This is a genomic window from Rhodanobacter sp. 7MK24, from assembly GCF_014842995.1.
Taxonomy (GTDB): domain Bacteria; phylum Pseudomonadota; class Gammaproteobacteria; order Xanthomonadales; family Rhodanobacteraceae; genus Rhodanobacter_A.
Genome location: NZ_JACYXL010000006.1, coordinates 128,468 through 151,305, shown reverse-complemented (window position 1 = coordinate 151,305; position 22,838 = coordinate 128,468). Strand labels below are relative to the sequence as shown.

Below are 22,838 nucleotides of genomic sequence, written 5' to 3'. Positions count from 1 at the left end.
ACGACATTGTCCACGGCAATGAGGGTTGCCGTGTGCGGGTTGGCGTGTACCAGTGCAATGGGAATCGCGCTTGCCACCGGCAGTCCGCCGGCAAGCGGCACCGCAACAAGTGGCACGAACGTGGCCCTTGCGGAGGGCGTCAAGCTTCAATCCACCGACAAGGCGAGCATGATGGGGGCGTTCGAGCCGGTTCGCGTCAACGTCGTGCTCAAGATGCACGACACGGACGAACTCAGGCAGATGGCCGACCTCGTGCGCACGCATGCGCACGCGCCGCTGACGGACAGCGACCTGGCGGCCCGCTACCTGCCGCACGGCGACGATGCCGCGCGCGTCGTCAACTTCCTCCGCGCCAACGGTTTCGGAAATATCCACGTGTCGAAAGACAATGTGATCGTCACGGCCGAAGGCACGGCATCCGGCGTGCAGTCGGCGTTTGGCACGCGGCTGTACAAGGTGACCAATGCCAACGGTTCGGGCATAGCCAATGTCGATGCGGTACAAATTCCGGCTTCGTTGAGTGGAGTGGTCGGCGCGGTGCTCGGCTTGCGCTCATACAGCGAGCGCGGCCTGTCGGCCGCGAAAGCGGCCACGGCAGGAAAGAACGGGCCGAAGCTCACGGCCAAGGTTTCGGCGAAGGGCAAGAAGGCGCCGGGCACGCAAGCGGCGTCTGGCGACACCACCGTGGCTTGCCGCGAATGCGTGCATGCGCCGACGGATTTTCCGCAGCTCTACAACGCTGACGGATTGGCTCCCGCGTTGAGCCAGTCAGTGGCGATCATCGGCGTGGGCGACCAGGGTGAAACCCCTGCGCTGTACCAGACCTGGGCCAATGGCTACGGCATCACGCCGATTCCGCTCGCCATCACCTATCCCACCGGATACACCGCGGGCGATTACGAGGCGCAAACCGAAGCGGTACTCGACATCGATGCCGTCACGGCCATGAGCGGCGGCCTGCAGCAGATCGCGTTCTACTCGGCGCCTTCGACCGACCTGAGCGACGAGCTGACGGCAGTGACGGCTGCCGTCAACGACAACCACACCACCATCTCGCTGTCGTTTGCGGCCTCGTGCGATTCGGATATCCCGCAGGATCTGCGCAACAGCTGGGACCAGGAGCTGTACGCGGCGATAGCCAAGGGACTCACCGTGTTCGCCGTCACCCAGGACGACGGCGGCTATCCGAACTGTTCCGACAACGCGAGTTCCACCGGCTTCCCGGCCAGTTCGCCCTATGTCGTTTCGGTGGGCGCTTCCACCCTCATCAACACGGCCGACTCGTACAGCACCTACGACCACGAAACCTTGTGGGTCGACAGCGAAAGCGGCCCGGCCGCGACCGAGCAGCGCCCCTGGTACCAGGATGTCGTGGCGAACGTCGTCGGCAGCATGCGCGGCACGCCGGACTTCGTGATGGATGGCGATCCCAACACCGGCCTGTGGGTGGTGACCGGCTATGTCGACAGCAGCGGCACTTTCCAGCAGCAATGGGCCGTTTATGGCGGCACCAGCCTTGCCGCGCCGCTGCTGGCCGGCACCTATGCCAGGATCCTGCAGAGCGGCATCCCGCCGTATTTCTGGCCACAGACCTTCTACGACATCGGCACGGCGCAAGTGAAAAAGACCAAGGGCGACTGCCTCGACTGCTACAACTTCCTCACGGGAGGCAGCAACGGGGCGTACTCGGTGGTGCCGGGCCAGTACAACCAGGCATCCGGTTGGGGTTCGTGGAATGCCGCTTCGGTGGCGAACGCCATGCGGTATCAGCGGTAAGTCCGGGGTCGTCTGTCGCCTTCGTGACGCCGGCGCGTGCCGGCGCCACGGAGGCGGCTTTGCATCAGGCAACGACCCGATGCCGCAACGATAGATAGATCCGACCCGCAAACACGGTGCGCACACACTTCGCCCCGGGCGCATCTAGGCGGAGGTTTCCGCTCTCACCGAGCGCCGCTTGCGACGGCAAGCGCATGCGGGGAAGCGCCATGGATGGCGCCGGTTTCGAGTAGCGAGGGAGTCGGAACGCCCATCGCAATCGTCCTTCGATTTCGGCCCTGCGGGCCTGTGCCAAGGGCGGGCGACGGATGTCCCGCCGAGCCGTTGCCGTCAATCAGGCGGCACGTTTATGCCGACTTCGACAGGAAAATGTCTTATTAAATACTTTATGCCATTTCCCGCATTCAACATGCAGCATCGCGCCGAGACAAATCCACGAATCGTGATCTACCGTGCCTGACATGCGAAACGGAATTCGCAGGTTTTCGGCCCGATTTGGCCGAAACGATTGCAGTCGTCGCAGCGACTGAAAATCCAGTTCGTCCTGTCTACAAATAATCCTTTTCTCCCGAATGCCGCAACCAACGTTGCGCTGGCATGGGGATGCCATGTTTCGTGCATTCGGAAGAAACCAGTCTTTCACCGGGGAGTTCTCAAATCTCATGAATGTCATGAAATTCGATGTGGGCGTGCGCGCTTCGGCATTGCGCCGCACGGCATTGGCTGTGGCCATCGTCGCCGGTATCGGCGTGACCGGCCAGGCACTGGCGCAGGCCACCACCGGCACCATCTTCGGCAGCGCGCCCGCGTCCGGCGCCACCGTGCAGGTCACCGGCGGCTCGGGCTTCAACCGCGCCGTGCCGGTGGACAGCACCGGCCACTACTCGATCACCGTGCCGATCGGCGATTACACGGTCAGCCTCATCCAGAACGGCGCCGTGGTGCAGTCGCACGACCACGTCAACCCGGCCGCCGGCGGCGCGTCCGAAGCGGACTTCCTGCAGCGCGGCGATGCGAATGCGAAGTCGTTGAGCACGGTCACGGTGACGGCGAACGCGCTACCCGCGATCGACGTGACCTCCACCACGCAGAACCTCACCATCACGGCGCAGCAGCTGACCCAGTTGCCGGTCGCGCGCAACTCGGGCTCCATCGCCCTGCTGGCGCCGGGCACCATCTCCGGCGCCGCAAAGCTGGGCGGCGGCCCCACGGGCGAACCGGTGATCTCGTTCAACGGCTCGTCCATCGTGGAGAACGCGTACTACATCAACGGCTTCAACACCTCCGATCCGCTCAGCAACACCGGCGGCATCACGCTGCCCTACGGCTCCATCGACCAGCAGCAGACCCTGACCAGCGGCTACGGCGCCATGTATGGCCGCTCGGCCGGCGGAGTGATCAGCCAGGTGGGCAAAAGCGGCACCAATGACTGGCACTTCGGCGCCCAGGCGCTATGGCAGCCGGCGTTCGCCAAGAGCAGCACCGACAACTACTACTACGCCAACCCGGACAACCTGCTGGCCTGGCAGATACCGGGACAGATCTACGAATACCGCCAAGACAACAGCAGTTGGAACACGGTCTATGACGCCTACATCGGCGGCCCGCTGATCAAGGACACGCTGTTCATGTTCGTGTCGGCTGAGGTCAACAAGTCGCAGGGGCACAGCGTCGACGCCTATGGCGGTCCGGGCAGCACGAATTACATGTATTACTGGAAGGACAGCGACCCGAAGTTCTACGCCAAGCTGGACTGGAACATCAACTCCAGCAACATCTTGTCGCTCACGGGTATTCGCAATCAGGTTGGCAACGACCCGAACGAAAGCTACCTCTACGACTACGCAACGCACACCCAAGGCACCACGCTCCAAAACTTGGGCCAGCGTGACAAGACCACCTTCACCATCGGCATCCTGAAGTACACCTCGTACATCACCGACGACCTGACGCTGAACGCCACCTACGGCAAGATGGATGGCGAGTATTACTACAACCAGCCGGTGGCTTCGGCGGCGGCGGCATATGGCCAAACCCTGCCGGCGACCTGGAGTACCCAGAACGAAAACCCGGCTTACGCCAGCAACATCTACAACCCTTACGGCCTGGGCTCGATAAACAATCCCGACCATTCCTCTGAAGTGCGCAATCTGCGCATCGACCTCGACTGGAGGCTGGGCAACCACGACATCCTGTTCGGCATCGACAACGACGACGATACCGACAAGAACGATGGATCGATCATTGGCGGCCCCGGCTATGCCTGGATCTACAACGTAACGTCGCCGGGTCAGGCTGTCGCAACGGCCAACGGCTACTCTGCGGGCGTGGGCAGTCCATGCACCATCGGTGGTCAAGCCGCCGCCTGTTCCGTGTACAAATATGTGTACGCCACCAACGCCACCGTGTCCGTGAAGCAGCATGCGCAGTACCTGCAGGACAACTGGCAGGTCACGCCAAACCTGCTGCTGAATCTTGGCCTGCGCAACGACCAATTCACCAACTACACGCCGAACAACGTGCCCTACCTGCGCCTGACCAAGCCGCAGTGGGCGCCGCGCCTGGGCTTCAGTTGGGACGTGTTCGGTGATTCCAGCATGAAGGTGTTCGGCAACGCCGGCCGCTACTACCTCGCCATGCCCACCTCCGTGGCGCTGCGCCAAGCCAGCGCACCGCTGTACACGGAGCAGTACTACACGTACACCGGCATCGACGCGAACGGTTTGCCGCAGGGCACGCAGCCCATCATGGGCAACTTCCCGAACGGGATCTATTACGTCAACGGCGAGAACGGCACGTCGTCCAACCCCAAGATGGCGGCGTCGCAGAACCTCAAGGCGGAATACGTGGACCAGTTCGTGCTGGGCACGCAGCAGCAATTCAAGATGCTCGACCAGAGCTGGGTATATGGCGTGAGCGGCACGCTCAACCGAATGGGCCGCGCCATCGATGATTGGGACAGCGGCAGTGAAGGTGGCTCTCTCCCGAATGAGGATTTCGCCATCCTGACGCAGTTGGCCGCCCAGCAGGGCGTTGCGATAACCACCAATCCGAACGATTTCAAGAGCAGCACCCTGATCAACCCGGGCGTCACCAATATCGTGACCGTGCCGAACGGCAGCGGCGGCTACAGCCAGGTGAAGGTGCCGTGGGCGGACTTCCTGATGCCGCAGCTCAAGCGTCGCTACTACTCGCTGGACACGTATCTGGAGCATCCGTTCGACGGCAAGTGGTGGGGCAAGATCGACTACACCTTCTCGAAAAGCTACGGCGACTACGAAGGTCCGGTGTTCTCGCCCGGCGGCCAGGGCGGCAGCTCGCAGTCGGCCACCGTGCAGTGGGATTTCCCGGAGATCATGGCGTACTCCAACGGGCCGCAAGCCAACAGCCAGCGTCACCAGTTGCGCATCTACGGCTCATACCAGATCACGCCGGAATGGAGCGTCGGCGGCACCTACCGCGTCGCTTCCGGCACACCGCTGTCCTGCTTCGGCCCCTTCGGCCCGGTCTCCGGCTGGGGCACCACGGCTTCCGATCCCGGCGGCTACGGCGCCAGCTACCACATGTGCAACGGCCTGCCCTCGCCGCCCGGCTCCGTTGGCAACACGCCGTGGACGCATCAGTTGAACCTGCAGGTGGACTACCGTCCGGCCTTCGCCGACCACAAGCTGGATTTCCAGTTGCAGGTGCATAACGTGTTCAACGAGCAGAAGTCCGTCCAGCAGCAGGAGTACATGGCCGAAAACTCCTCCGGATATCCCTACCCGTACTACCTCATGCCGTACAGCACGGAAGCGCCGCGCTACGTGCAGTTGGGCGTGACCTACGACTACTGATCGAAACCGACGCAACCCGGATGCAGGCGGAAACGGAACTTCCGCCGCACGGCACCCCTTTCCCCATCTGCCACCCGTTACGGGTGGCTTTTTTTGTGTGTTCCTCCATGAACACAAGATCAAGCAGGCGACCATCCATGGCCGCGCTCTTCAGAAAAATCCGCTTCGTCGCGGTTTTTGTGGCGGCCTGTCGCGAAGATCAGACAAATGGCGACCATGGCCGCACGCTTCATGAAAAGCCGCTTTGCTGCAGGCTTTGCGACAGGTAATCGCGACGATCGGGAGGCCGGCCATCCGCGCCCGCACTCCTCAAGACTCAACCGTGCAGATTGCGGAACTCGCGCGGCGTCATGCCCACGGTGGCCTTGAACTGGCGCGCGAACGCGCTCTGGTCGGTGAAGCCGCAGGCCAGGCCGATGTCGGCCACGCTGCCCGCGCCACGCAGCAGGCGCATTCCGGCGTCGATGCGCAGCTTGGTCAATGCCTGCTGCGGCGTGAGCTGGAACACGTTGCGGAAATGGCGCTCCAACTGCGCCACCGACACTTCGGCCAGCGCCGCCAGTTCGCCCACGCGTACGCCTTCGGCGTAGTGCGCTTGCAGGTATTCCATCGCACGCACGAGTCGCGGATAGGTCGGATGGCGTCCGTCGGGATGGCGCAGGTCGCGCGAAATGCCGAGCACGCCGCACACCTCTCCACGCTGCCGCTGCGGGTATTTACAGGTGATGCACCAGCCGGGCGCGCGGTTGGGCAGCAAATGTACCTCGAGCTGGTTGGCGATGCTCTCGCCAGCCAGCACGCGCCTGTCCTGCGCAGCGTAGGAACTGCCCAACGTGCTGGGGAACAGCTCGGCGACGCTGCGGCCGATCACCTCCTCGCGCCGTTTCAACCGCAATCGACGCACCAGGGTGAGGTTGGCATGCGTGTAGCGGCCGGAACGATCTTTCACGAAAAACACGACGTCGGGCAACGCGTCGAACAGCATCTGCATGTCTTCGGCCGAAAGCTTCACGTCCACGGCAAATTCCGGCGAATGGAAGTGGGAACGCACGCTAGCAAAAGCCTGCATTGGCAACGGCCATTATGCCGAATTCCGCACCTTGTAACGGTAGAGCGACCTAGCGGTCACCGCGCAGAACTCGGCATATGGCGAAGGCTGGTCGCTGTATCCGGAATGCCCCGGCGTGGGGATGGGCCTGCACGAAATGCCGTGGGCCATTTTGGCTGCCTCGACCTCCAATGTGGCGCGCCGGCCGACTGGCGATGGACGCCGGCCTGCACCATGACAGACGGAGCCGCGGGCAGGCCTGCGAACACCTGCGCGAACGCGCCACGCTGGTCGGACTCGGTATCGGCGTTGCCGGTCATCGACGCCGGCGCGCCGCGCGAACGCCTCGACATCCGCACCTTCCACGGCAGCGTGCTCGCCTCCTGCCGAGTGCCGTGCCGTTGCCGGTTTCGGGGCTCGTGATGAGCGCTCCTCGCCGGCGACGGGCGCACGTCGTGGACTGCGACGGCACGTTGAAACGACATGGATGCCGCGCGTGCCACACTACAATCGACTGCATGACCGACACAGCCCACGACCTGATCCGCTTCATCCGCGACAAGATCCCGCTGGCGCGGGCGATGGACCTCGAACTGCTGGCGCACGATGAAGATCGGCTGGCCTTGCGCGCACCGCTGGCGCCGAACGTCAACGACAAGGGCTGCGCCTTCGGCGGCAGCCTGGTGAGTCTGATGACGCTGACCGGCTGGGGCCTGGTGGAACTCGCCCTGCTCGCGCGCGACCAGCATTGCGACGTCTTCGTGGGCGAGTCCACCGTGCGCTACCTGCAGCCGGTATGGGCGGATTTCCATGCCGAGGCGCGACTCACTGCGGGCGCGGACTGGGCCAGTTTCTTCGATACGTTGCAGGCACGCGGCAAGGCGCGCATCGAGGTGGACTGCAGCGTACCCGGCACGGACGGCAAGCCGGCCGCCACGCTGTCCGCGCGCTTCGTCGCCAAACGCCGCGATTGAAGCGGCGCGCCCGCCACCGCAGAATGCACGGGTTACCGGGGAGAACGTCCATGCGCCACATCCTGCCTCCACTTGCCGTCGCCGCTGCTGCACTCCTCACCGGTTGCATGAAGGACGTCCGCAACGACAGCCTGGTGACCACGCTCAATGCCTACAGCGGCGCGGTGCGCTGGGATGGCCTGCAGAGCGGCCTGCAATACGTCGACCCCGAAGTGCTCAAGGCGCACCCGCCCACCGACTTCGACCTTGCGCGCTACCAGCAGGTGCGTGTGAGCGACTACGACGACGGCTCCGGCCCGGTGGCGCTGAACGACCATGAGGTGAAGCAGACGGTACGCATCAGCTTCATCAACAATCACACCCAGGCCGAGCGCAGCATCATCGTGCATCAGCTCTGGCGCTACGACGAAAAGGCCAAGCACTGGTGGCTGGAAAGCGGACCGCCCGACCTGGATCCGAACTGAGCCGGCCAGCGCGGGGCCGGCACCCGGATCGCCTATAATCGCCGGTTTGAACGCAACGGCGCGATCGCCGCGCCCGTGGAACCCACATGCAAGATTTCCTGCACAAGCTGCCCCAGTTCATCGGCAACCATGCAGCGCTGGCTGCGCTGTTCGCGATCCTGCTGGTCGCCCTGATCGTGGTGCAACTCGGTGAACTGTTCAGCAAGATCAAGGTGCTGACGCCGGCCGGGCTCACCCTCATCATCAACCGCGACAACCCGTTGCTGATCGATCTCTCGGCCATCGCCGACTTCGAGAAGATGCACGTGCCCGGTGCACGCCATGTCCTGATGAGCCAGTTCGACCCCGAGAACAAGGATCTGGCCAAGGCCAAGGAACTGCCGGTGGTGGTGATGGACAAGGACGGCAACGGCAATGCGGCCAAGGCCGCGCAGCGGCTGGCCAAGGCCGGCTTCCAGAAGGTCTATACCCTGGGCGGCGGCGTGCTGTCCTGGCAGCAGGCGCAACTGCCGGTGGCCAAGGGCAACAAATAACGGAATGCCGCAGGAGCGCACCCTGTGCGCGATGGCTTTGATGCCCGATCAGGGCAAAGGCTTTCGCGCACAGGGTGCGCTCCTACGGATGAAAACCTGCCCGCGCGGCGATGATCTGCGCCAGCACATCCGGCGCGTACTCGAACGAGTCGTAGTAAAGCCGTTCTTCCGGCAAGCCCGCCGCCACGAAGCGATGGCGTGCCACGTCGATCATCGCGGGCGGCCCGCTCATGTAGACATCGTGCGCCGAGAGGTCGGCATGGTCGGCCAGCACCGCCTCGTGCGCCAGCCCCACGCGCAGGCCGGAAGCCAGCCCCTCTTCCGACAGCACCGCGTGGAAGCGCAACTGCTTGGCCTGTCGCCGCCATTGCTCGATCTGCGGCAGCAGGTACAGATCCGCCGCATGGCGTACGCCCCAGTACACGTCCATCGCGCGGCGCGTGCCGAGTTCGATGAAGTGCTCAACGATGGCTTTCACCGGCGCGATGCCGGTGCCGCCGGCAACGAAGATCATCGGCCGCTCCGAATCCTCGCGCGCCACGAAGGTGCCCAGTGGCGCCTCGATGCACAGCGTGTCGCCCACGGCCAAGGCACCGGCCACCTGCGAAGTGAAGCCACCGCCGGCAACATGGCGCACGTGCAGTTCGATACTGCCGTCCGCCTGCGGCCCGTTGGCGATGGAAAACGACCGGCGCCGACCGCCCTCCAGCACTACGTCGAGGTACTGTCCAGGCAGCCATTGCAGGCGCTGCTGGCCGTCGGCGGGTTGCAGGTAGAGGCCAGTGACATCGGGCGCCAGCAGTCGCTTGCTGGCCACGTGCACGGTGAGCCGCCGGCATGCGATGTCCTCCACCGAGGCCACCTCGCGCGCCTCCAGCAGCAGGTCGCTGGCCGGCACCGCCTGGCACAGCAGCACCGCTCGATGAGCGCGTTCGTCCGCATCCAGCGCCAGGGGCGGGTTGCGCGGGTACTCGCAGCGGCCGGTCAGCAGGGTAGCCTTGCAGCTGCCGCAAACGCCCGCGCGGCACGAATACGGCAACGCGATGCCGGCGCGCTGCGCGGCCTCCAGCACGGTTTCGCCCGCGGCAACGTCGAATCGGCGGCCGGTGCTTTTCAGGGTGACGGTGAACACGCGCACATTGTCGCCGCGATGCTCCCCGGCCGACAATGCGTGCCTGTTTCACGAGGATAGACCATGGCCATCTGGCAGCAGGCAACCGACCTCTCGCGCATCAACGCATGGAGCGCCAACACGCTGATGCAGGCGCTGGGCATACGCATCACCGAGATTGGCGAGGACTGGTTGCGGGGCACCATGCCGGTGGATGCCCGTACCCATCAGCCTTACGGCCTGCTGCACGGCGGCGCCTCGGTGGCGCTGGCCGAAACCCTGGGCAGCACTGCCGCCATGCTCACGCTCGACCCGGTGCAATTCCGCGCGGTGGGGCTGGAGATCAATGCCAACCACGTGCGCGGCGTGCGCGAAGGCATCGTCACTGGCACGGCGAAAGCATTACACCTCGGCCGCAGCACCCAGGTATGGGAAATCCGCATCGAAGACGTTCGGCAGAAGCTGGTATGCATCTCCCGCATCACCATGGCAGTGGTGCCGGCCGAAGCCGTGGCGCCACGTTGAACGCCGCTCCCTACGCCAGCCTCACTCCCGACCTGGTGCTCGACGCCGCGAGTGCCTGCGGGTTGTGGCCGGACGGCCGCCTGCTCGCGCTCAACAGCTACGAGAACCGGGTGTGGCAGATTGGCATCGAGGATGCGTCACCGGTGATCGCGAAGTTCTATCGCCCCGGCCGCTGGAGCGACGCGGCCATCCTCGAGGAGCACGCGTTCGCGCAGGAGCTGGCCGGCGACGAGGTGCCGATGGTGGCGCCGCTGTCGTTCGGCGGCCGCAGCCTGCTGCTGCATGGCGGCTTCCGCTACACACTGGCGCCGCGCCATGGCGGCCGCGCACCGGCGCTGGAATCGCGCGAACAGCTGGAATGGCTGGGTCGCCTGCTCGCGCGCCTGCATGCGGTGGGTGCACGGCGTCCATTCGCGCATCGCGACACGCTGGATCGCCGCACGATGATCGCGCAGCCAATCCAGGCCGTGCTGGCTTCGTCGCTGCTTCCGGCCCATCTGCAAGACGGCTACCGCAATGCGGCGCAACGGCTGGACCAAGCCGTCGCCGCGCGCCTCGATACCGTCGGCCCTGTCCGCACCTTGCGTCTGCACGGCGACTGCCATCCCGGCAACATCCTGTGGACGGATGCCGGCCCGCACTTCGTCGACCTCGACGATGCTCGCACGGGACCCGCGGTGCAGGACCTGTGGATGCTCGCCAACGACGACGCGGCAATGCAGGCGCTGCTGGACGGCTATGCCCACCTGCGCGACTTCGACCATGCGGAACTGGCGCTGGTACCCGCCCTGCGCGCGATGCGCCAGCTGCACTACGCGGGGTGGATCGCCCAGCGCTGGCACGATCCCGCCTTCCCGGCGGCCTTCCCGTTCGCGGCCGAGGCACGCTGGTGGGACGAACACATCGCCGACCTGCACGAATTGGCCGACGCTCTCGATTGAACGAGCCCCCATGACCTAAGCTTGCGGCTTTACCAACGGGACTTTCGCGTGCGCACCATCCTGCTCCGCCTGATCGGCATCCTCGAAGTGGCCGGCGGCTGCTACGGCATGATCCTGATGCTGTACCGCCTGCTGCCTTTCCGCGCAAGCGACAGCGTGGTCGCGCTGATCGGGCTGGCGCTGTATGCCTTCGTGCTGGTGGCGGGCGTGTTGCTGCTGGAAAACGACGAACGCGGCGTGCGCTATTCAAGCTGGGCGCAGCTGCTGCAACTGCCGTTGATCGCCACGCCGGTATTCACCTATGCACTGCATTGCGGCGGCTACGTCAACGTGTTTGCCACGCTGCACTTGCCGCCCCACCTGGGGCTGACCTCACACTTCGCCAGCCAGGGCTTCGTGCTCGCCGTCGGCGGGCCCGCCGCCGCGCACCTGGGCATCAATCTGCTTGCACTGCTGTCGTGGCTGGCGTTGAAGCTGCGTTGAGCTTGTAGGAACACACCCTGTGCGCGAATGCTTTGACGTTTAATCGAAGCCAAAGCATTTGCGCACGGGATGCGCTCCTACAGTGACGTCAGCCGAACACGATGCTGGCGATGGCGCCGTTGCCGTCGGTGCGCGGACGCATGGACACCTGCCAGCCGTAGAGCTCGCACAGCCTGCGCACGATGGCGAGGCCAAGGCCCGCACCGCTGCCACCCGCGCCTTCGCCGCGTACGCCGCGCTGGAAAAGCTTCTCGGCGTCCTCGGGCTTGATGCCTGGGCCGGTGTCGATCACCTCGATGCGGCCTGCGCCAACTTCGACACGCACGGTGCCTTCCAGCGTGTACTTGATCGCGTTGCCGATCAGGTTGGTGAGGGCCACCGACAGCACCGAGGCCGGCGCGTTGACGCTGAGCGACTCGCGCGCCGTCAGCTCGATCTCGATTGGCTTGCCGCGTAGCTGCGGGCGTTGGCTCTCGATCACGTCGGCAGCGACCTTGGCCACCTCGGTGGTTTCTCCGCGAGTTGGGCCGCGTCGCTCGGCGCGCGACAGCAGCAGCAACGCCTCGATCAGTTCGGTGGCCTGGCGCGAGGCGCGCTCTATGCGCTTCAGACGCTCGGCCAATTTTGGCGTAAGGTCGGGCGAACCCTGCAGCAGTTCAGTGGTACTGGAAATCACCGCCAGCGGCGTGCGCAGTTCATGGCTTACGTCGGAGTTGAACTCGCGGTCGCGCTCCACCATCGCGGTGAGACGTGACGAATAGTCATCCAATGCCCGTGCCAGTTCACCTACTTCGTCGTCGGCGAAATGCTGCGCCAACGGTTCGGCCTTGCCGGCCTTGCGGAAGTCACGGATGCGCTGCGCGAGCTGAGTCACCGGCTTCAGCACCTTGCGCGACAACCATAGACCAATGGCCAGAGAAAGCAGACTGAACAGCACTACCACTGCGATCAAAGCGGTAATCAGCTGGCGCTTGCCCAGATCCTCGCGGCTGATGTCGTAACGGGTGAAACCGATGATTCCGTCTTTGCGCCGCACCGCCAATTTGTAGTGCCGCTCCCGGCCCTTGGCATCGGTTTCATAGATGTCGTGAACGCCGCTGCCAAGGCTCTGCCATGCCAAGGGCATCTTGTAGAGCGTGCGGTCGCTCTTCACCCATCCCTCGATCAGTTCGGAATGGAACTCCTGGTCGGGATGATAGATAGCGTTGTCCACCGCCTGATCCACGTCGTTCTGCATGCTGGTGTTGACCAGCTGGTCCTCCACTTTGGCGCGCACGTACAGCGAAGCCACAGCGAACAACGCGCTGAGGCCGAAGCCGAACAGCGCGAAGGAAAGGATCAGGCGGAAACGGAGTTTGCGCCGGGATTGCATCAAGCTTGAACAGCGTCGGGCTCGACCATGCGATAGCCGATGCCATGCCGCGTGTGGATCAGCGGTTTGTCGAAGGGCTTGTCGATAGCCGCGCGCAGGCCATGGATGTGCACGCGCAGGGAATCGGAATCAGGCAGTTCCTCGCCCCACACTTTCTGCTCCAGATCCTGTCGTGTCACCACCGAAGGGCTGGCTTCCATCAGCGCCTGCAGCAGCTTGAGGCCGATCGGGTTGAGCTGGATGGCCTTGCCCGCACGGCTCACGGTGAGCGTGTCGAGGTTGAAAGTAAGGTCGGCCACCTTGAGCACCCGGCTCTGCGGGCCCTTGCCGCGACGCGCCAGCACCTCCAGGCGCGCGGAGAGTTCCTGCAGCGCGAACGGCTTGGTCATGTAGTCGTCGGCACCCGATTCGAAGCCGGTGAGCTTCTGCTCCAGCGCGTCGCGCGCGGTGAGCATCAGGATCGGCGTCTGCTTGTGCGCCTCGTGGCGCAACTTCTTCGCCACTTCCAGGCCATCGAGGCCAGGCAGGGTGAGGTCGAGCACGATCACGTCGAAATCGTGCACCACCGCCAGGTGCAGGCCGGTGACGCCGTCGCCGGCGAAATCCACCACATGGCCACGGTCTTCCAGATAATCGCCGATGTTGGTCGCGATATCGCTGTTGTCTTCAATCACCAGTACGCGCATGCGTCACTCCGCAATGCCGCCGGCGTTGCCGGCCCGAGTGGCAAGCTTAACATTCGCGCCACGTGAAACCTGCCGCAAACCTGCCGCGGCCTGAATGTCATGGCTTTTCTCGGAGAAGAGCGGCCACGGAAAAGGCGTCCGCTCGATCTTCGCGCCGGATCTTCGCGCCCCCACCGCAAACCCCGAACCGAAGCGGCGTCTCTTGAAGAGTGCGGCCATGGATGGCCGCCCGTTTGACCTTCGCGTTCATGGACGAACGCTGAAACAAACACGCCCGTTTGATCTTCGCGTTCAAGGACGAACGCACAAACAAATCAAAAAAAAACGGATGTGGCGAATACCGCCACATCCGGATTGGGCTCGTCCCGTCACCGCCATCCACCGTTGAGAACCGCATGGGTCGTCTCTGGCAGCGTCAGCAGAATGGTTATAGAAGCCCCGGGGTTAGGACCCGGTTAACGCACGCATAGTCGTTCACGTCGCGTTTTTCTTGGCGCGACGCACGCCACGTTTCGTTTCACCTGCCTGCACCTGTGCCTCGAGCAATCCGATGATTGCGCCGGCAACGTCCACCCCGGTGGCCGCCTCGATCCCTTCCAGCCCCGGCGAGGCATTCACTTCAAGCACCAGCGGGCCGCGCTCGGAGCGCAACAGGTCGACGCCGGCGACGCCCAGCCCAAGCGCATCGGCGGCCAGCACGGAGATACGTTGCTCCGCCGCACTCAACCTCACCGGCTTCGCACTGCCGCCGCGATGCAGGTTGGCACGGAAGTCGCCGGCGCTGGCTTCGCGCTGCATCGCCGCCACCACCTTGCCGCCGACCACGAAGCAGCGCAGGTCGCGGCCCTTCGCTTCGGCGATGAACTCCTGCACCAGGAAATTCGCATACAGGCCGCGAAAAGCCTCGATCACGCTCTGCGAGGCGCTGCGCTTCTCGGCCAGCACCACACCGGTGCCCTGGGTGCCTTCGTTGAGCTTGATGACGTGCGGCGGCTCGCCCAGCATCGCGAGCAGATCCCCGGTGTCGTCGGGATTGTCGCCAAACACGGTGACCGGCATGGCGATGCCCTGTGCAGCAAGGATCTGCAGGCAACGCAGCTTGTCGCGCGCGCGCAGCACCGCATCGGAAGAATTCGGCGTGTACACACCCATCATTTCCAGTTGGCGCAGCACCGCAGTGCCGTAGAACGTGCTCTGCGTGCCGATGCGCGGAATCGTCGCGTCCAGGTCGCGCACCGGCTTGCCCTTGTAACGGATCGCCACGTCGCCTGGCGCGATACGCACGTAGCAACGCAGGGGATCGAGCACGCGCACTACGTGGCCGCGCGTGCGCGCCGCGTCCACCAGTCGCTGGGTCGAGTACAGCCGCGCGTTGCGCGAGAGGATGGCGATCTTCATGAACGATCCGTGGCCGCTGGCAGCAGCCTGGGTTGGGTGTAGGCACGCGCGGGATCGACCACGAAACGCCCGTGCAGGGCGCTGCGGCCGAGCAGCATGGGGAAGAGCATGTGTCGCCGGTCGGTCAGGTTTATCTCAGCTTCGAAACGCCGCCCGGCCAACAGGATTTCGCTGCGTATGAACCAGCGCTCGGTGCGGCGGCCGCCGGTATCGGTGACCATGCGCCGATCCAGCGCCGGCGCCTCGCAACACACGGTGTCCGAAGGGTACCGGCCGGCGCGCACGGTGAAGCGCAACCACATGATGCCTTCGCGCAGGAAAGTCTCCAGCGACTCCACGTGCAGCGCGCTGCTGCGTGCACCGGTATCAAGCTTGACTTTGAGCTGGGCGATGCCGAGTCGCGGCAGCGCCAACCGTTCGCGCCAGCCCAGCACGATCGGACTCGGATTGGCCGGATCGGTCATCGATGCAATCGCGCTCGCTGGGGGTGGCGATGGGAAGCAGCAGGATTATTGCTGGGGGGAGCAATGGAGCGGGTGAAGGGAATCGAACCCTCGTCAGTAGCTTGGGAAGCTACAGCTCTACCATTGAGCTACACCCGCGTCGGCCCGCGGATGGTAACCGGGATGCGGCGCGGTGGGAATCGCCGCTCCCGGGTATCCGCCGGCTGAACCATGAGCGCTCCGGCACGGAAACCCAACAACGCGCGCTCCATGCCGTGCGCATAATTGTGCCGTCCCGCGCAATGCGGATGGAACCCGGAGACTTCGATGCGTGTGCTTGCTTTCTTGTGTGCCCCTGGGCGCCTCGGCTGGCGGTCGCTGGCCGCATTGCTCCTGTGCGCCGCAGCCACGCTGGCCCAGGCGCAATCCACCGACAACGGCGGCGACAACGGTGCACCGCCGGATCGCGTGGCTCGCCTGTCCTACGTCGGCGGCGATCTCGGCTTTCTGCCGGCCGGCAGCCAGGACTGGGCAGCGGCCGACCTCAACCGGCCACTGGCCACCGGCGATCGCCTCTCCACCGGAGACGGCGCGCGCGCGGAGCTGGAATTGGGCGGTGCCAGCCTGCGCATGGGCAGCGGCACCGACTTCGGCATGCTCAACCTCAACGACAACCTCGCGCAGGTGGAACTCACGCAGGGCACGTTGAACCTCAGCGTTCGCAACCTCGATCAAGGGCAGAGCTACGAGATCGACACGCCCACCCTGGCGCTGGTGGTGAACCAGCCCGGCACCTATCGCATCGACGTGGATAACGACGGCAACGGCACGCGCGTCGTCGTATTCGAGGGCCAGGCCACGGTATACGGCGAGAACAGCGCACAACGCGACGTGTTCGCCGGACGCAGCTACCAGTTCGACGACGCGACGCTGGCGGCGCTTTCGATCACCGACTACGGCGGCGGCGACGCCTTCGACGCCTGGTGCAGCCAACGCGACCAGCGCTATGCGCAATCCGACGCCACGCGCTATGTATCCGCCGACGTGGTGGGCTACCAGGATCTCGACCAGTACGGCAACTGGCAGGACTCGCCCGATTACGGCGCAGTCTGGTACCCCAACCAGGTACCCGCAGGCTGGGCGCCCTACCGCGAGGGCCACTGGGCATACATCGCGCCTTGGGGCTGGACCTGGGTGGACGATTCGCCATGGGGCTTTGCGCCGTACCACTACGGGCGCTGGGCTTATATCCGTGGCGCATGGGGCTGGATTCCCGGACCGCGGGCGACCCGCCCGGTGTACGCGCCAGCGCTGGTGGCCTTCGTGGGCGGCGGTGGCTGGAGCGTGTCCGCCGGCCTCGGCGGCGGCGCGCCGGTGGGCTGGTTCCCGCTGGGTCCGGGCGAGGTCTACAACCCCTGGTACCGCTGCGACCGTGCGTACTACCAGCGCATCAATACCGCCAACATCTACGTGCACAACGCAACGTACCGCAGCACGGTGATCAACAACATCAACAACCAGTACAACTTCTATCGCGAAGGCCGCGCACCGCAAGGCATCAACTATGCGAACCGCAGTGCCCCGCGCGGCTTTACCGCGATGCCCGGCTCGGCCTTCGCCGGTGGCCAGCGCGTGCAGCGCGACATGCTGCGCGTCGATCCGCGCCGGCTCGCCGCTGCGCCAGTGATGACCGCCGGCGTGACTGCGCTGCGCCCCACGCCGCGCGGCGTGGCGCAACCGATCAGCCCGCGGATGCGCCCGCTTCCCACCACCGACTTCCGCCGCAGCGTGGTGGCACGCACGCCGCCGCCGGCCGCGTTGCCGTCGGTCCACGCGAACTTCGCTCCGACGAACAGCCGTCCGGCTGCGCCATTCAACAATGTGCGCGTGCTGGACACGCAAACCGGCACGAACCGCGCCGCATCCATGCAGGGACGCCCGATACCCGGTCCGAATCCTTCTGCCGGATTGCCGAACGTGCGCCACGTGCAACCTGCTCCGCCGCAGGCGGATGCCTTGCCCTCGGCCCGCTTCGCACGCCCCGATGCGAACGCGGACGGACGCAACCTGCCCACGGTCGAACCGATCCGCCGTGCGCCAGCTGCGGAAACGCAGCCGCGACCCGGTGTGAGCTACATCTCCGGCCCGGAGCAGGCACGCCCACAGCCCGCTTATCGCGACAATACGTTGCCGCAACCGCCACGCTTCGAACGTGCGCCACAAAACTATGCACCGCCCCAAAACAACAACGCGCCGGCCAGCGTGCAGCCACGCCAGCCAACCTACCAGCCGCAGGACCAGGCTCCGCAACGCTACGAGCAACCGCACCCGTCCTACCAGCCACCGAGCGATTTCGCCCGGCCTTACCCGCAGCAGCGCGAAGCACCACGCCCTGCCGCACAGCCGCAATCGCAACCGCAGAAACACGCCGAGTCGTCGGGCAAGGCACCGCCACCGAGCAAGTCCGACCAGCAACACTGAGCTTCAAGGCTCTCCCCCTGAATTCAGGGGGAGAGCGATGCGTCGCCAGCCGCTACAATGGCCGCATGCAGATCACGCTCAACGGCCAGCCGCGCGATTGCGCGCCTTCCATCACCATTGCCCAGTTGCTGGAGGTCGCCGGTTACGGTGGCCGACGCGTGGCGGTGGAGTTGAACCGCGAAATCGTCCCGCGCAGCCAGCACGCCAGCCACGCGCTCGCCGAAGGCGACCAGGTCGAGATCGTCCACGCCATCGGCGGCGGTTGATCGCGCGCTGCCATTCGCTACCCCGCGGCCCATGCCGCTGAAGGCCATTCATGAATCTCAAGACCCTCGACGTCACCGACCCGCTGGTCATCGCCGGCACCACTTACGCCTCGCGCCTGCTCACCGGCACCGGCAAGTACAAGGATTTCGACGAGACCCGCGCGGCTTCCCAGGCAGCCGGCGCGGAAATCGTCACCGTGGCGATCCGCCGCGTGAACATCGGCCAGGACGCCAACACGCCCAGCCTGCTCGATGTGCTGCCGCCCAACGAATTCACCCTGCTGCCGAATACCGCCGGCTGCTACAACGCGGTGGACGCGGTGCGCACCTGCAAGCTGGCGCGCGAGCTGCTGGACGGCCACAAACTGGTAAAGCTGGAAGTGCTGGGCGACCAGAAGACCTTGTTCCCCGACGTGGTCGAGACGCTGAAGGCTGCCGAGATCCTCGTCGCCGACGGCTTCGACGTGATGGTGTACACCAGCGACGACCCGATCCTGGCGAAGAAGCTGGAGGAAATCGGCTGCGTCGCGGTGATGCCGCTGGCCGCGCCGATCGGCTCGGGCCTGGGCATCCAGAACCGCTACAACCTGCTGGAGATCGTGGAGAGCGCCAAGGTGCCGATCATCGTCGATGCCGGCGTGGGCACCGCGTCCGATGCCGCGGTGGCGATGGAACTGGGCTGCGACGGCGTGCTGATGAATACCGCCATCGCCGGCGCGAAGGATCCGGTGCTGATGGCGCACGCGATGAAGCTGGCGATCCAGGCCGGCCGCGCCGCGTTCAAGGCCGGCCGCATTCCGCGCAAGCGCTACGCGTCGGCATCCAGCCCGATCGACGGCACCATCGGTTGATTCCATGAGCGACACGCACGACCGCGACGGCGAACCCGACCACGACGGGCATCCGCATGTGATGCGCCGCATCCGCAGCTTCGTGCTGCGCGAGGGCCGCATGACGCCGGCACAGCAACGTGCCTTCGACGAACACTGGGCGCGCTTCGGCATCGACTACAGCGGCGGCGCGCAGGACTATGCCGCCCGCTTCGAACGCAACGCGCCGCTGGTGATGGAAATCGGCTTCGGCAACGGCGAGGCGCTGGCATGGGCCAGCGAGCACGATTCCGCGCGCGACTATCTCGGCATCGAGGTGCACGGCCCCGGCGTGGGCCGGCTGATGAACGCCCTGGCCGCGCGCGATGCGCGCAACGTGCGGCTCTACAAGCACGACGCGGTGGAAGTGCTGGAAAACGAGATCGCCCCCGGCACCTTGGCCGAGGCACGCATCTGGTTCCCCGACCCCTGGCACAAGAAGCGCCACAACAAGCGCCGCATCATCCAGCCTCCGTTCGTCGCCCTGCTCGCCTCGCGCATGGCACCCGGCGGCCTCCTGCACCTCGCCACCGACTGGCAGCCCTACGCCGAGTACATGCTTGAAGTGATGGAGGCCGCGCCCGACTGGCGCAACGCCATTGCACCTGGCCAGTACGCCGAGAAGCCGGCATGGCGCATCGAGACCCACTTCGAGCGGCGCGGGCTGAAGCTGGGGCACGGGGTGTGGGATCTGCTCTATCGCCAAACTCCCATCAAATAAAAGCAATGCCGCCTCCGGCGGGGTTTCGTCAGCCCCGCTACCCCCCCTGTGGGAAGAAGGGGCGCGAAGGGTTACGCTGCGCGGTCCATCTCACAGCAAGCATCGTCGCAAACCGGCCCTTCACCCTGCCCTCCGGGGAAAGGGAAAAGCGACGATTCACCAGCCCTTGCGCCTCGCCACTTATACTTGTCCGACCCAGCCAGGGACGAGCTTCGCAGCGTGAATTCGCCACTGCCACTCCACGACTCGACGCCCCGGCGGGGAGCGCGCTGATGCCACTCGCGCTCACCCCCGAAATGATCCTGGTGCTCGGGCTGGTGGGCTTCACCATGCTGATGCTGGTGCTGGAGTGGATCCGCGCCGACATGGTGGCCTTGCTGGTGGTGGTGGTGATCGGCCTGACCGGCGTGATCCCTTCCGAACGGGTGTTCAACGGCTTCGCCGGCAACGCGGTGATCGCGATCATCGCGATCATGATCATGGGCGAGGGACTGGACCGCGCCGGCGTGCTCAACCTTACCGCGCACATGGTGATGAAACTGGCCAAGGGCATGGAGTCTCGCCTGGGTCTCGTCATCAACATCATGGCCAGCCTGTTCAGCGCGGTGATCCCCAGCCAGGCACTGGCCGCGCTGATGATCCCGGTATCCAGCCGCCTTTCCGCGCGCACCGGCGTGCCGTTGTCGCGGCTGCTGTTGCCGATGGCGTTCTGCATCCTCACCGCCACTAACACCACACTGATCGCAAACTCCCCGTTGATCGTGCTGAACGACCTGATCGCCAGCGCGAACGCGAACCTGCTGCCCGGCGCGCACACCATCCCTAAGTTCGGCCTATTCAGCGTGACCCCGGCCGGCCTGGCGCTGGCCCTGGTAGGCATCGGCTATTTCTACTTCTTCGGGCGCAAGCTGCTGCCCGGCCATGAGGACGAACGGCTAAAGGTGACGCCCGGTCGCACCGAGAGCTACTTTGCCGACACCTACGGCATCGCCGGCGAGACCTCCGAGCTTACCGTCACCGCCGAAAGCCCGCTGGTAGGCATGAGCATCGGTGAGGCCGAGCAGTTGCACGACGCGCCGTTGATCCTCGCCATCAAGAGCGGCAACGAGTCGCGCATGGCGCCGCCAGCCGATCTGGTGATCTGGGTAGGCTCGGTACTCGGCGTGCTGGGCCCGCGCGAGCAACTCAACCGCTTCGCCAACAACCAGCTGTGCAAGCTTTCCACGCGCATGCGCCAATTGAGCGAGTTGTTCAACCCGACGCGCGCGGGCATTTCCGAAGTGGTGATTCCGCCGGTGTCGCGCTTCATCAAGCAGACCGTCGGCAACCTGCGCCTGCGCAAGCGCTTCGGCATCTCGGTGCTGGCCGTGAACCGCGGCGACCAGGTGCTGCGCGACGACGTGCGCGCGGTGACGTTGCGCGCGGGCGATACCGTGGTGGTGCACAGCACCTGGCGCGACCTTTCGCTGGCGGCGGAAGACCGCGACCTCGTGGTGGTCACCGACATCCCGAAGGATGAGCAGCGTCCCGGCAAGGTCTGGCAGGCGGTGGGCTTCTTCGTGCTGGCCAAGTGCCTCGCGCTGTTTACCAACCTCGATCTCTCGGTGGCGATGATGTGCGGCGCGGTGGGCATGCTGCTGTCGGGCGTGCTGAACATGGACGAGGCCTACAAGGCGATCAACTGGAAGACCATCTTCGTCACCGCCTGCCTGATCCCGCTGGGCTGGTCGATGGACGCCACCGGCACCGCCGCGTGGCTGGCGCAGTACGTGCTGCACTACCTCGGCCACGCCTCGCCGTGGGTGCTGCAGCTCACCCTCGCCGTGCTGACGCTGCTGTTCTCCCAGGTGATGTCCAACGTGGGCGCCACGGTGATGATGGTGCCCATCGCGATCTCGGTGGCGGTTGCCACCGGCGGCAATCCGTCGGCCTACGCGCTGATCGTGGCGGTGTCCTCGTCCAACACGTTCCTGCTCAGCTCCGGCCATCCCGCGCTGATGATGGTCACCGGCCCCGGCGGCTACCGCGGCAAGGATTTCCTGCGCGTGGGCGCACCGCTGACGCTGGCGATGCTGATTGTCACCCTGGTCTCGATCAACCTGCTTTTCAGCTGAGAAGGGCAGCTAAAAGCCTGCGCGCTTCTGCAATCAAGGGCGGTCGCGAAGGACAAGCCATACCTCGTCATCGCGCAGTTCCACCCCCAGCGCGTGCAGATGCTCGCCGCGGCACGGACCGGCCACGCAGGCACCGTCGTTGCGATTGAAACTCGCGCCGTGGACGGCGCAGATCAACAGTTCGTCCTTGAGCAGGAACATGCCCGGTGCGTAGTCCAGCCGACGACCCGCATGCGGGCAGATGTTGAGCCAGGCGCGCAACTCGTCGCCGCGGCGTACGACGATCACGCTTTCGCCACCAACTGCCGCCACGCCTTCGATCGCGGTGGCGCCGCCGTCGGGAACATCGTCCAGGCGACATAGCAAGGTGGCGGGGGAAAGGGTATCCATCGGCACTTGTCCTGCGGGCCAGATGGCCTCATCGTTGCGCACGTAAGTCATTGATTTTAGCACACGGATTTTTAACACATGCGCCTCAACCTGCCCTCGCCCCGTCGTTTCCGCCACCCGCTGGCGCGCGCCCTGTCATTGCTGGTTGGCGTGGCCGTGGTAGGCGTGCTGCTGGTGTTCGGGCTGGCCTTGGCCGGCGTGCTGCTGCTCGGCGGCGGCGTGTGGCTGGCGTGGCGCCAGTGGCGGAGGCCGCGCATGCCCGCGACCTCGGCGACCCAGCCTGGCAAGCCGGCGCCGGAGGTGCTGGAAGGCGAGTTCGTGGTTATCCGCCAGGGGCCTGTCGCGCACTGATCCGCGAGCGCATCCGGCGCGCGATGCCGCACCGGGATCGGGCTCGTTGTGGCCCG

General features: G+C 65.3%; 22 protein-coding genes and 1 tRNA gene. 14 read left to right on the top strand and 9 right to left on the bottom strand.

Annotation, left to right across the window (positions count from 1 at the left end; genetic code table 11):
• Positions 1 to 120 precede the first annotated feature (120 nt).
• A complete protein-coding gene (locus tag IHE49_RS11740; protein ID WP_192158053.1) occupies positions 121 to 1,776 on the top strand; it encodes a protease pro-enzyme activation domain-containing protein in 1,656 nt (551 codons plus the stop codon).
• Between the two features lie 662 nt (positions 1,777 to 2,438).
• Positions 2,439 to 5,612 carry a TonB-dependent receptor gene (locus tag IHE49_RS11735; protein ID WP_225578395.1) on the top strand — a complete coding sequence of 1,058 codons (3,174 nt, stop codon included), beginning with the start codon at positions 2,439 to 2,441 and terminating at the stop codon, positions 5,610 to 5,612.
• 316 nt (positions 5,613 to 5,928) lie between these two features.
• Here IHE49_RS11735 and IHE49_RS11730 read toward each other — a convergent pair whose 3' ends face one another.
• A complete protein-coding gene (locus IHE49_RS11730) occupies positions 5,929 to 6,603 on the bottom strand; it encodes an AraC family transcriptional regulator (protein WP_225578411.1) in 675 nt (224 codons plus the stop codon).
• A gap of 575 nt (positions 6,604 to 7,178) precedes the next feature.
• On the opposite strand from IHE49_RS11730, the gene IHE49_RS11725 reads away from it, so the two are divergent.
• The 3 genes from IHE49_RS11725 to IHE49_RS11715 all read left to right on the top strand — a co-directional run bounded on the left by IHE49_RS11725 (position 7,179) and on the right by IHE49_RS11715 (position 8,631).
• Positions 7,179 to 7,634, top strand: a complete 456-nt coding sequence (locus IHE49_RS11725; RefSeq protein ID WP_192158049.1) for a YiiD C-terminal domain-containing protein — start codon at positions 7,179 to 7,181, stop codon at positions 7,632 to 7,634.
• A gap of 50 nt (positions 7,635 to 7,684) precedes the next feature.
• The gene (locus IHE49_RS11720) at positions 7,685 to 8,098 is read left to right on the top strand and encodes a hypothetical protein (protein WP_192158047.1); all 414 of its coding nucleotides are present in this window, start codon (positions 7,685 to 7,687) and stop codon (positions 8,096 to 8,098) included.
• Between the two features lie 86 nt (positions 8,099 to 8,184).
• Positions 8,185 to 8,631: a rhodanese-like domain-containing protein gene (locus IHE49_RS11715; protein WP_192158045.1), complete on the top strand. Its 447-nt coding sequence runs from the start codon at positions 8,185 to 8,187 to the stop codon at positions 8,629 to 8,631.
• Positions 8,632 to 8,713: 82 nt separating this feature from the next.
• On the opposite strand, the gene IHE49_RS11710 is transcribed toward IHE49_RS11715, so the two are convergent.
• Positions 8,714 to 9,763: a 2Fe-2S iron-sulfur cluster-binding protein gene (locus IHE49_RS11710; RefSeq protein ID WP_192158043.1), complete on the bottom strand. Its 1,050-nt coding sequence runs from the start codon at positions 9,761 to 9,763 to the stop codon at positions 8,714 to 8,716.
• 63 nt (positions 9,764 to 9,826) lie between these two features.
• Here IHE49_RS11710 and IHE49_RS11705 point away from each other — a divergent pair, with 63 nt between their 5' ends.
• The 3 genes from IHE49_RS11705 to IHE49_RS11695 are packed head-to-tail and all read left to right on the top strand — an operon-like array spanning position 9,827 to position 11,691.
• Positions 9,827 to 10,267 (top strand): hotdog fold thioesterase, encoded by a 441-nt coding sequence (locus tag IHE49_RS11705; RefSeq protein WP_192158041.1) that lies wholly within the window; start codon positions 9,827 to 9,829, stop codon positions 10,265 to 10,267.
• A complete protein-coding gene (locus tag IHE49_RS11700) occupies positions 10,264 to 11,208 on the top strand; it encodes a serine/threonine protein kinase (protein ID WP_225578393.1) in 945 nt (314 codons plus the stop codon). The genes IHE49_RS11705 and IHE49_RS11700 overlap by 4 nt, the downstream gene beginning before the upstream one ends.
• A 48-nt stretch (positions 11,209 to 11,256) precedes the next feature.
• Entirely contained in the window at positions 11,257 to 11,691 is a 435-nt protein-coding gene (locus IHE49_RS11695) for a hypothetical protein (protein WP_192158037.1), read from the top strand.
• An 88-nt stretch (positions 11,692 to 11,779) separates the two neighbouring features.
• Here IHE49_RS11695 and IHE49_RS11690 read toward each other — a convergent pair whose 3' ends face one another.
• The 6 genes from IHE49_RS11690 to IHE49_RS11665 all read right to left on the bottom strand — a co-directional run bounded on the left by IHE49_RS11690 (position 11,780) and on the right by IHE49_RS11665 (position 15,749).
• Positions 11,780 to 13,063: a HAMP domain-containing sensor histidine kinase gene (locus IHE49_RS11690; RefSeq protein WP_192158035.1), complete on the bottom strand. Its 1,284-nt coding sequence runs from the start codon at positions 13,061 to 13,063 to the stop codon at positions 11,780 to 11,782.
• Positions 13,063 to 13,749, bottom strand: coding sequence for a response regulator transcription factor (locus IHE49_RS11685; protein WP_192104744.1), 687 nt, complete (start codon positions 13,747 to 13,749; stop codon positions 13,063 to 13,065). The genes IHE49_RS11690 and IHE49_RS11685 overlap by 1 nt, the downstream gene beginning before the upstream one ends.
• A gap of 3 nt (positions 13,750 to 13,752) precedes the next feature.
• On the bottom strand, positions 13,753 to 13,968 hold the full coding sequence (locus IHE49_RS11680) for a hypothetical protein (protein WP_192158033.1): 216 nt from the start codon (positions 13,966 to 13,968) through the stop codon (positions 13,753 to 13,755).
• Positions 13,969 to 14,223: 255 nt separating this feature from the next.
• Positions 14,224 to 15,147: a 30S ribosomal protein S6--L-glutamate ligase gene (gene rimK, locus IHE49_RS11675; RefSeq protein ID WP_192158031.1), complete on the bottom strand. Its 924-nt coding sequence runs from the start codon at positions 15,145 to 15,147 to the stop codon at positions 14,224 to 14,226.
• Entirely contained in the window at positions 15,144 to 15,611 is a 468-nt protein-coding gene (locus IHE49_RS11670) for a RimK/LysX family protein (RefSeq protein ID WP_192158029.1), read from the bottom strand. Before IHE49_RS11670 ends, rimK begins: the two co-directional genes overlap by 4 nt.
• 64 nt (positions 15,612 to 15,675) lie before the next feature.
• Positions 15,676 to 15,749 (bottom strand) — tRNA-Gly (locus IHE49_RS11665).
• 168 nt (positions 15,750 to 15,917) lie between these two features.
• Here IHE49_RS11665 and IHE49_RS11660 point away from each other — a divergent pair.
• The 5 genes from IHE49_RS11660 to IHE49_RS11640 all read left to right on the top strand — a co-directional run bounded on the left by IHE49_RS11660 (position 15,918) and on the right by IHE49_RS11640 (position 22,041).
• Complete coding sequence (locus IHE49_RS11660) at positions 15,918 to 18,071, top strand: DUF6600 domain-containing protein (RefSeq protein WP_192158027.1); 2,154 nt, start codon at positions 15,918 to 15,920, stop codon at positions 18,069 to 18,071.
• 65 nt (positions 18,072 to 18,136) lie between these two features.
• Positions 18,137 to 18,337: a sulfur carrier protein ThiS gene (gene thiS / locus IHE49_RS11655; RefSeq protein ID WP_192158025.1), complete on the top strand. Its 201-nt coding sequence runs from the start codon at positions 18,137 to 18,139 to the stop codon at positions 18,335 to 18,337.
• 50 nt (positions 18,338 to 18,387) lie between these two features.
• The gene (locus tag IHE49_RS11650; RefSeq protein ID WP_192158023.1) at positions 18,388 to 19,188 is read left to right on the top strand and encodes a thiazole synthase; all 801 of its coding nucleotides are present in this window, start codon (positions 18,388 to 18,390) and stop codon (positions 19,186 to 19,188) included.
• 4 nt (positions 19,189 to 19,192) lie between these two features.
• The gene (trmB, locus tag IHE49_RS11645) at positions 19,193 to 19,927 is read left to right on the top strand and encodes a tRNA (guanosine(46)-N7)-methyltransferase TrmB (protein ID WP_192158021.1); all 735 of its coding nucleotides are present in this window, start codon (positions 19,193 to 19,195) and stop codon (positions 19,925 to 19,927) included.
• A gap of 272 nt (positions 19,928 to 20,199) precedes the next feature.
• Complete coding sequence (locus IHE49_RS11640) at positions 20,200 to 22,041, top strand: SLC13 family permease (protein WP_192158019.1); 1,842 nt, start codon at positions 20,200 to 20,202, stop codon at positions 22,039 to 22,041.
• Positions 22,042 to 22,074: 33 nt separating this feature from the next.
• Here IHE49_RS11640 and IHE49_RS11635 read toward each other — a convergent pair whose 3' ends face one another.
• Entirely contained in the window at positions 22,075 to 22,431 is a 357-nt protein-coding gene (locus IHE49_RS11635; protein ID WP_192158017.1) for a Rieske 2Fe-2S domain-containing protein, read from the bottom strand.
• Between the two features lie 78 nt (positions 22,432 to 22,509).
• Here IHE49_RS11635 and IHE49_RS11630 point away from each other — a divergent pair, with 78 nt between their 5' ends.
• Positions 22,510 to 22,782, top strand: coding sequence for a hypothetical protein (locus IHE49_RS11630; protein ID WP_192158015.1), 273 nt, complete (start codon positions 22,510 to 22,512; stop codon positions 22,780 to 22,782).
• The last annotated feature ends 56 nt before the right edge of the window (positions 22,783 to 22,838 follow it).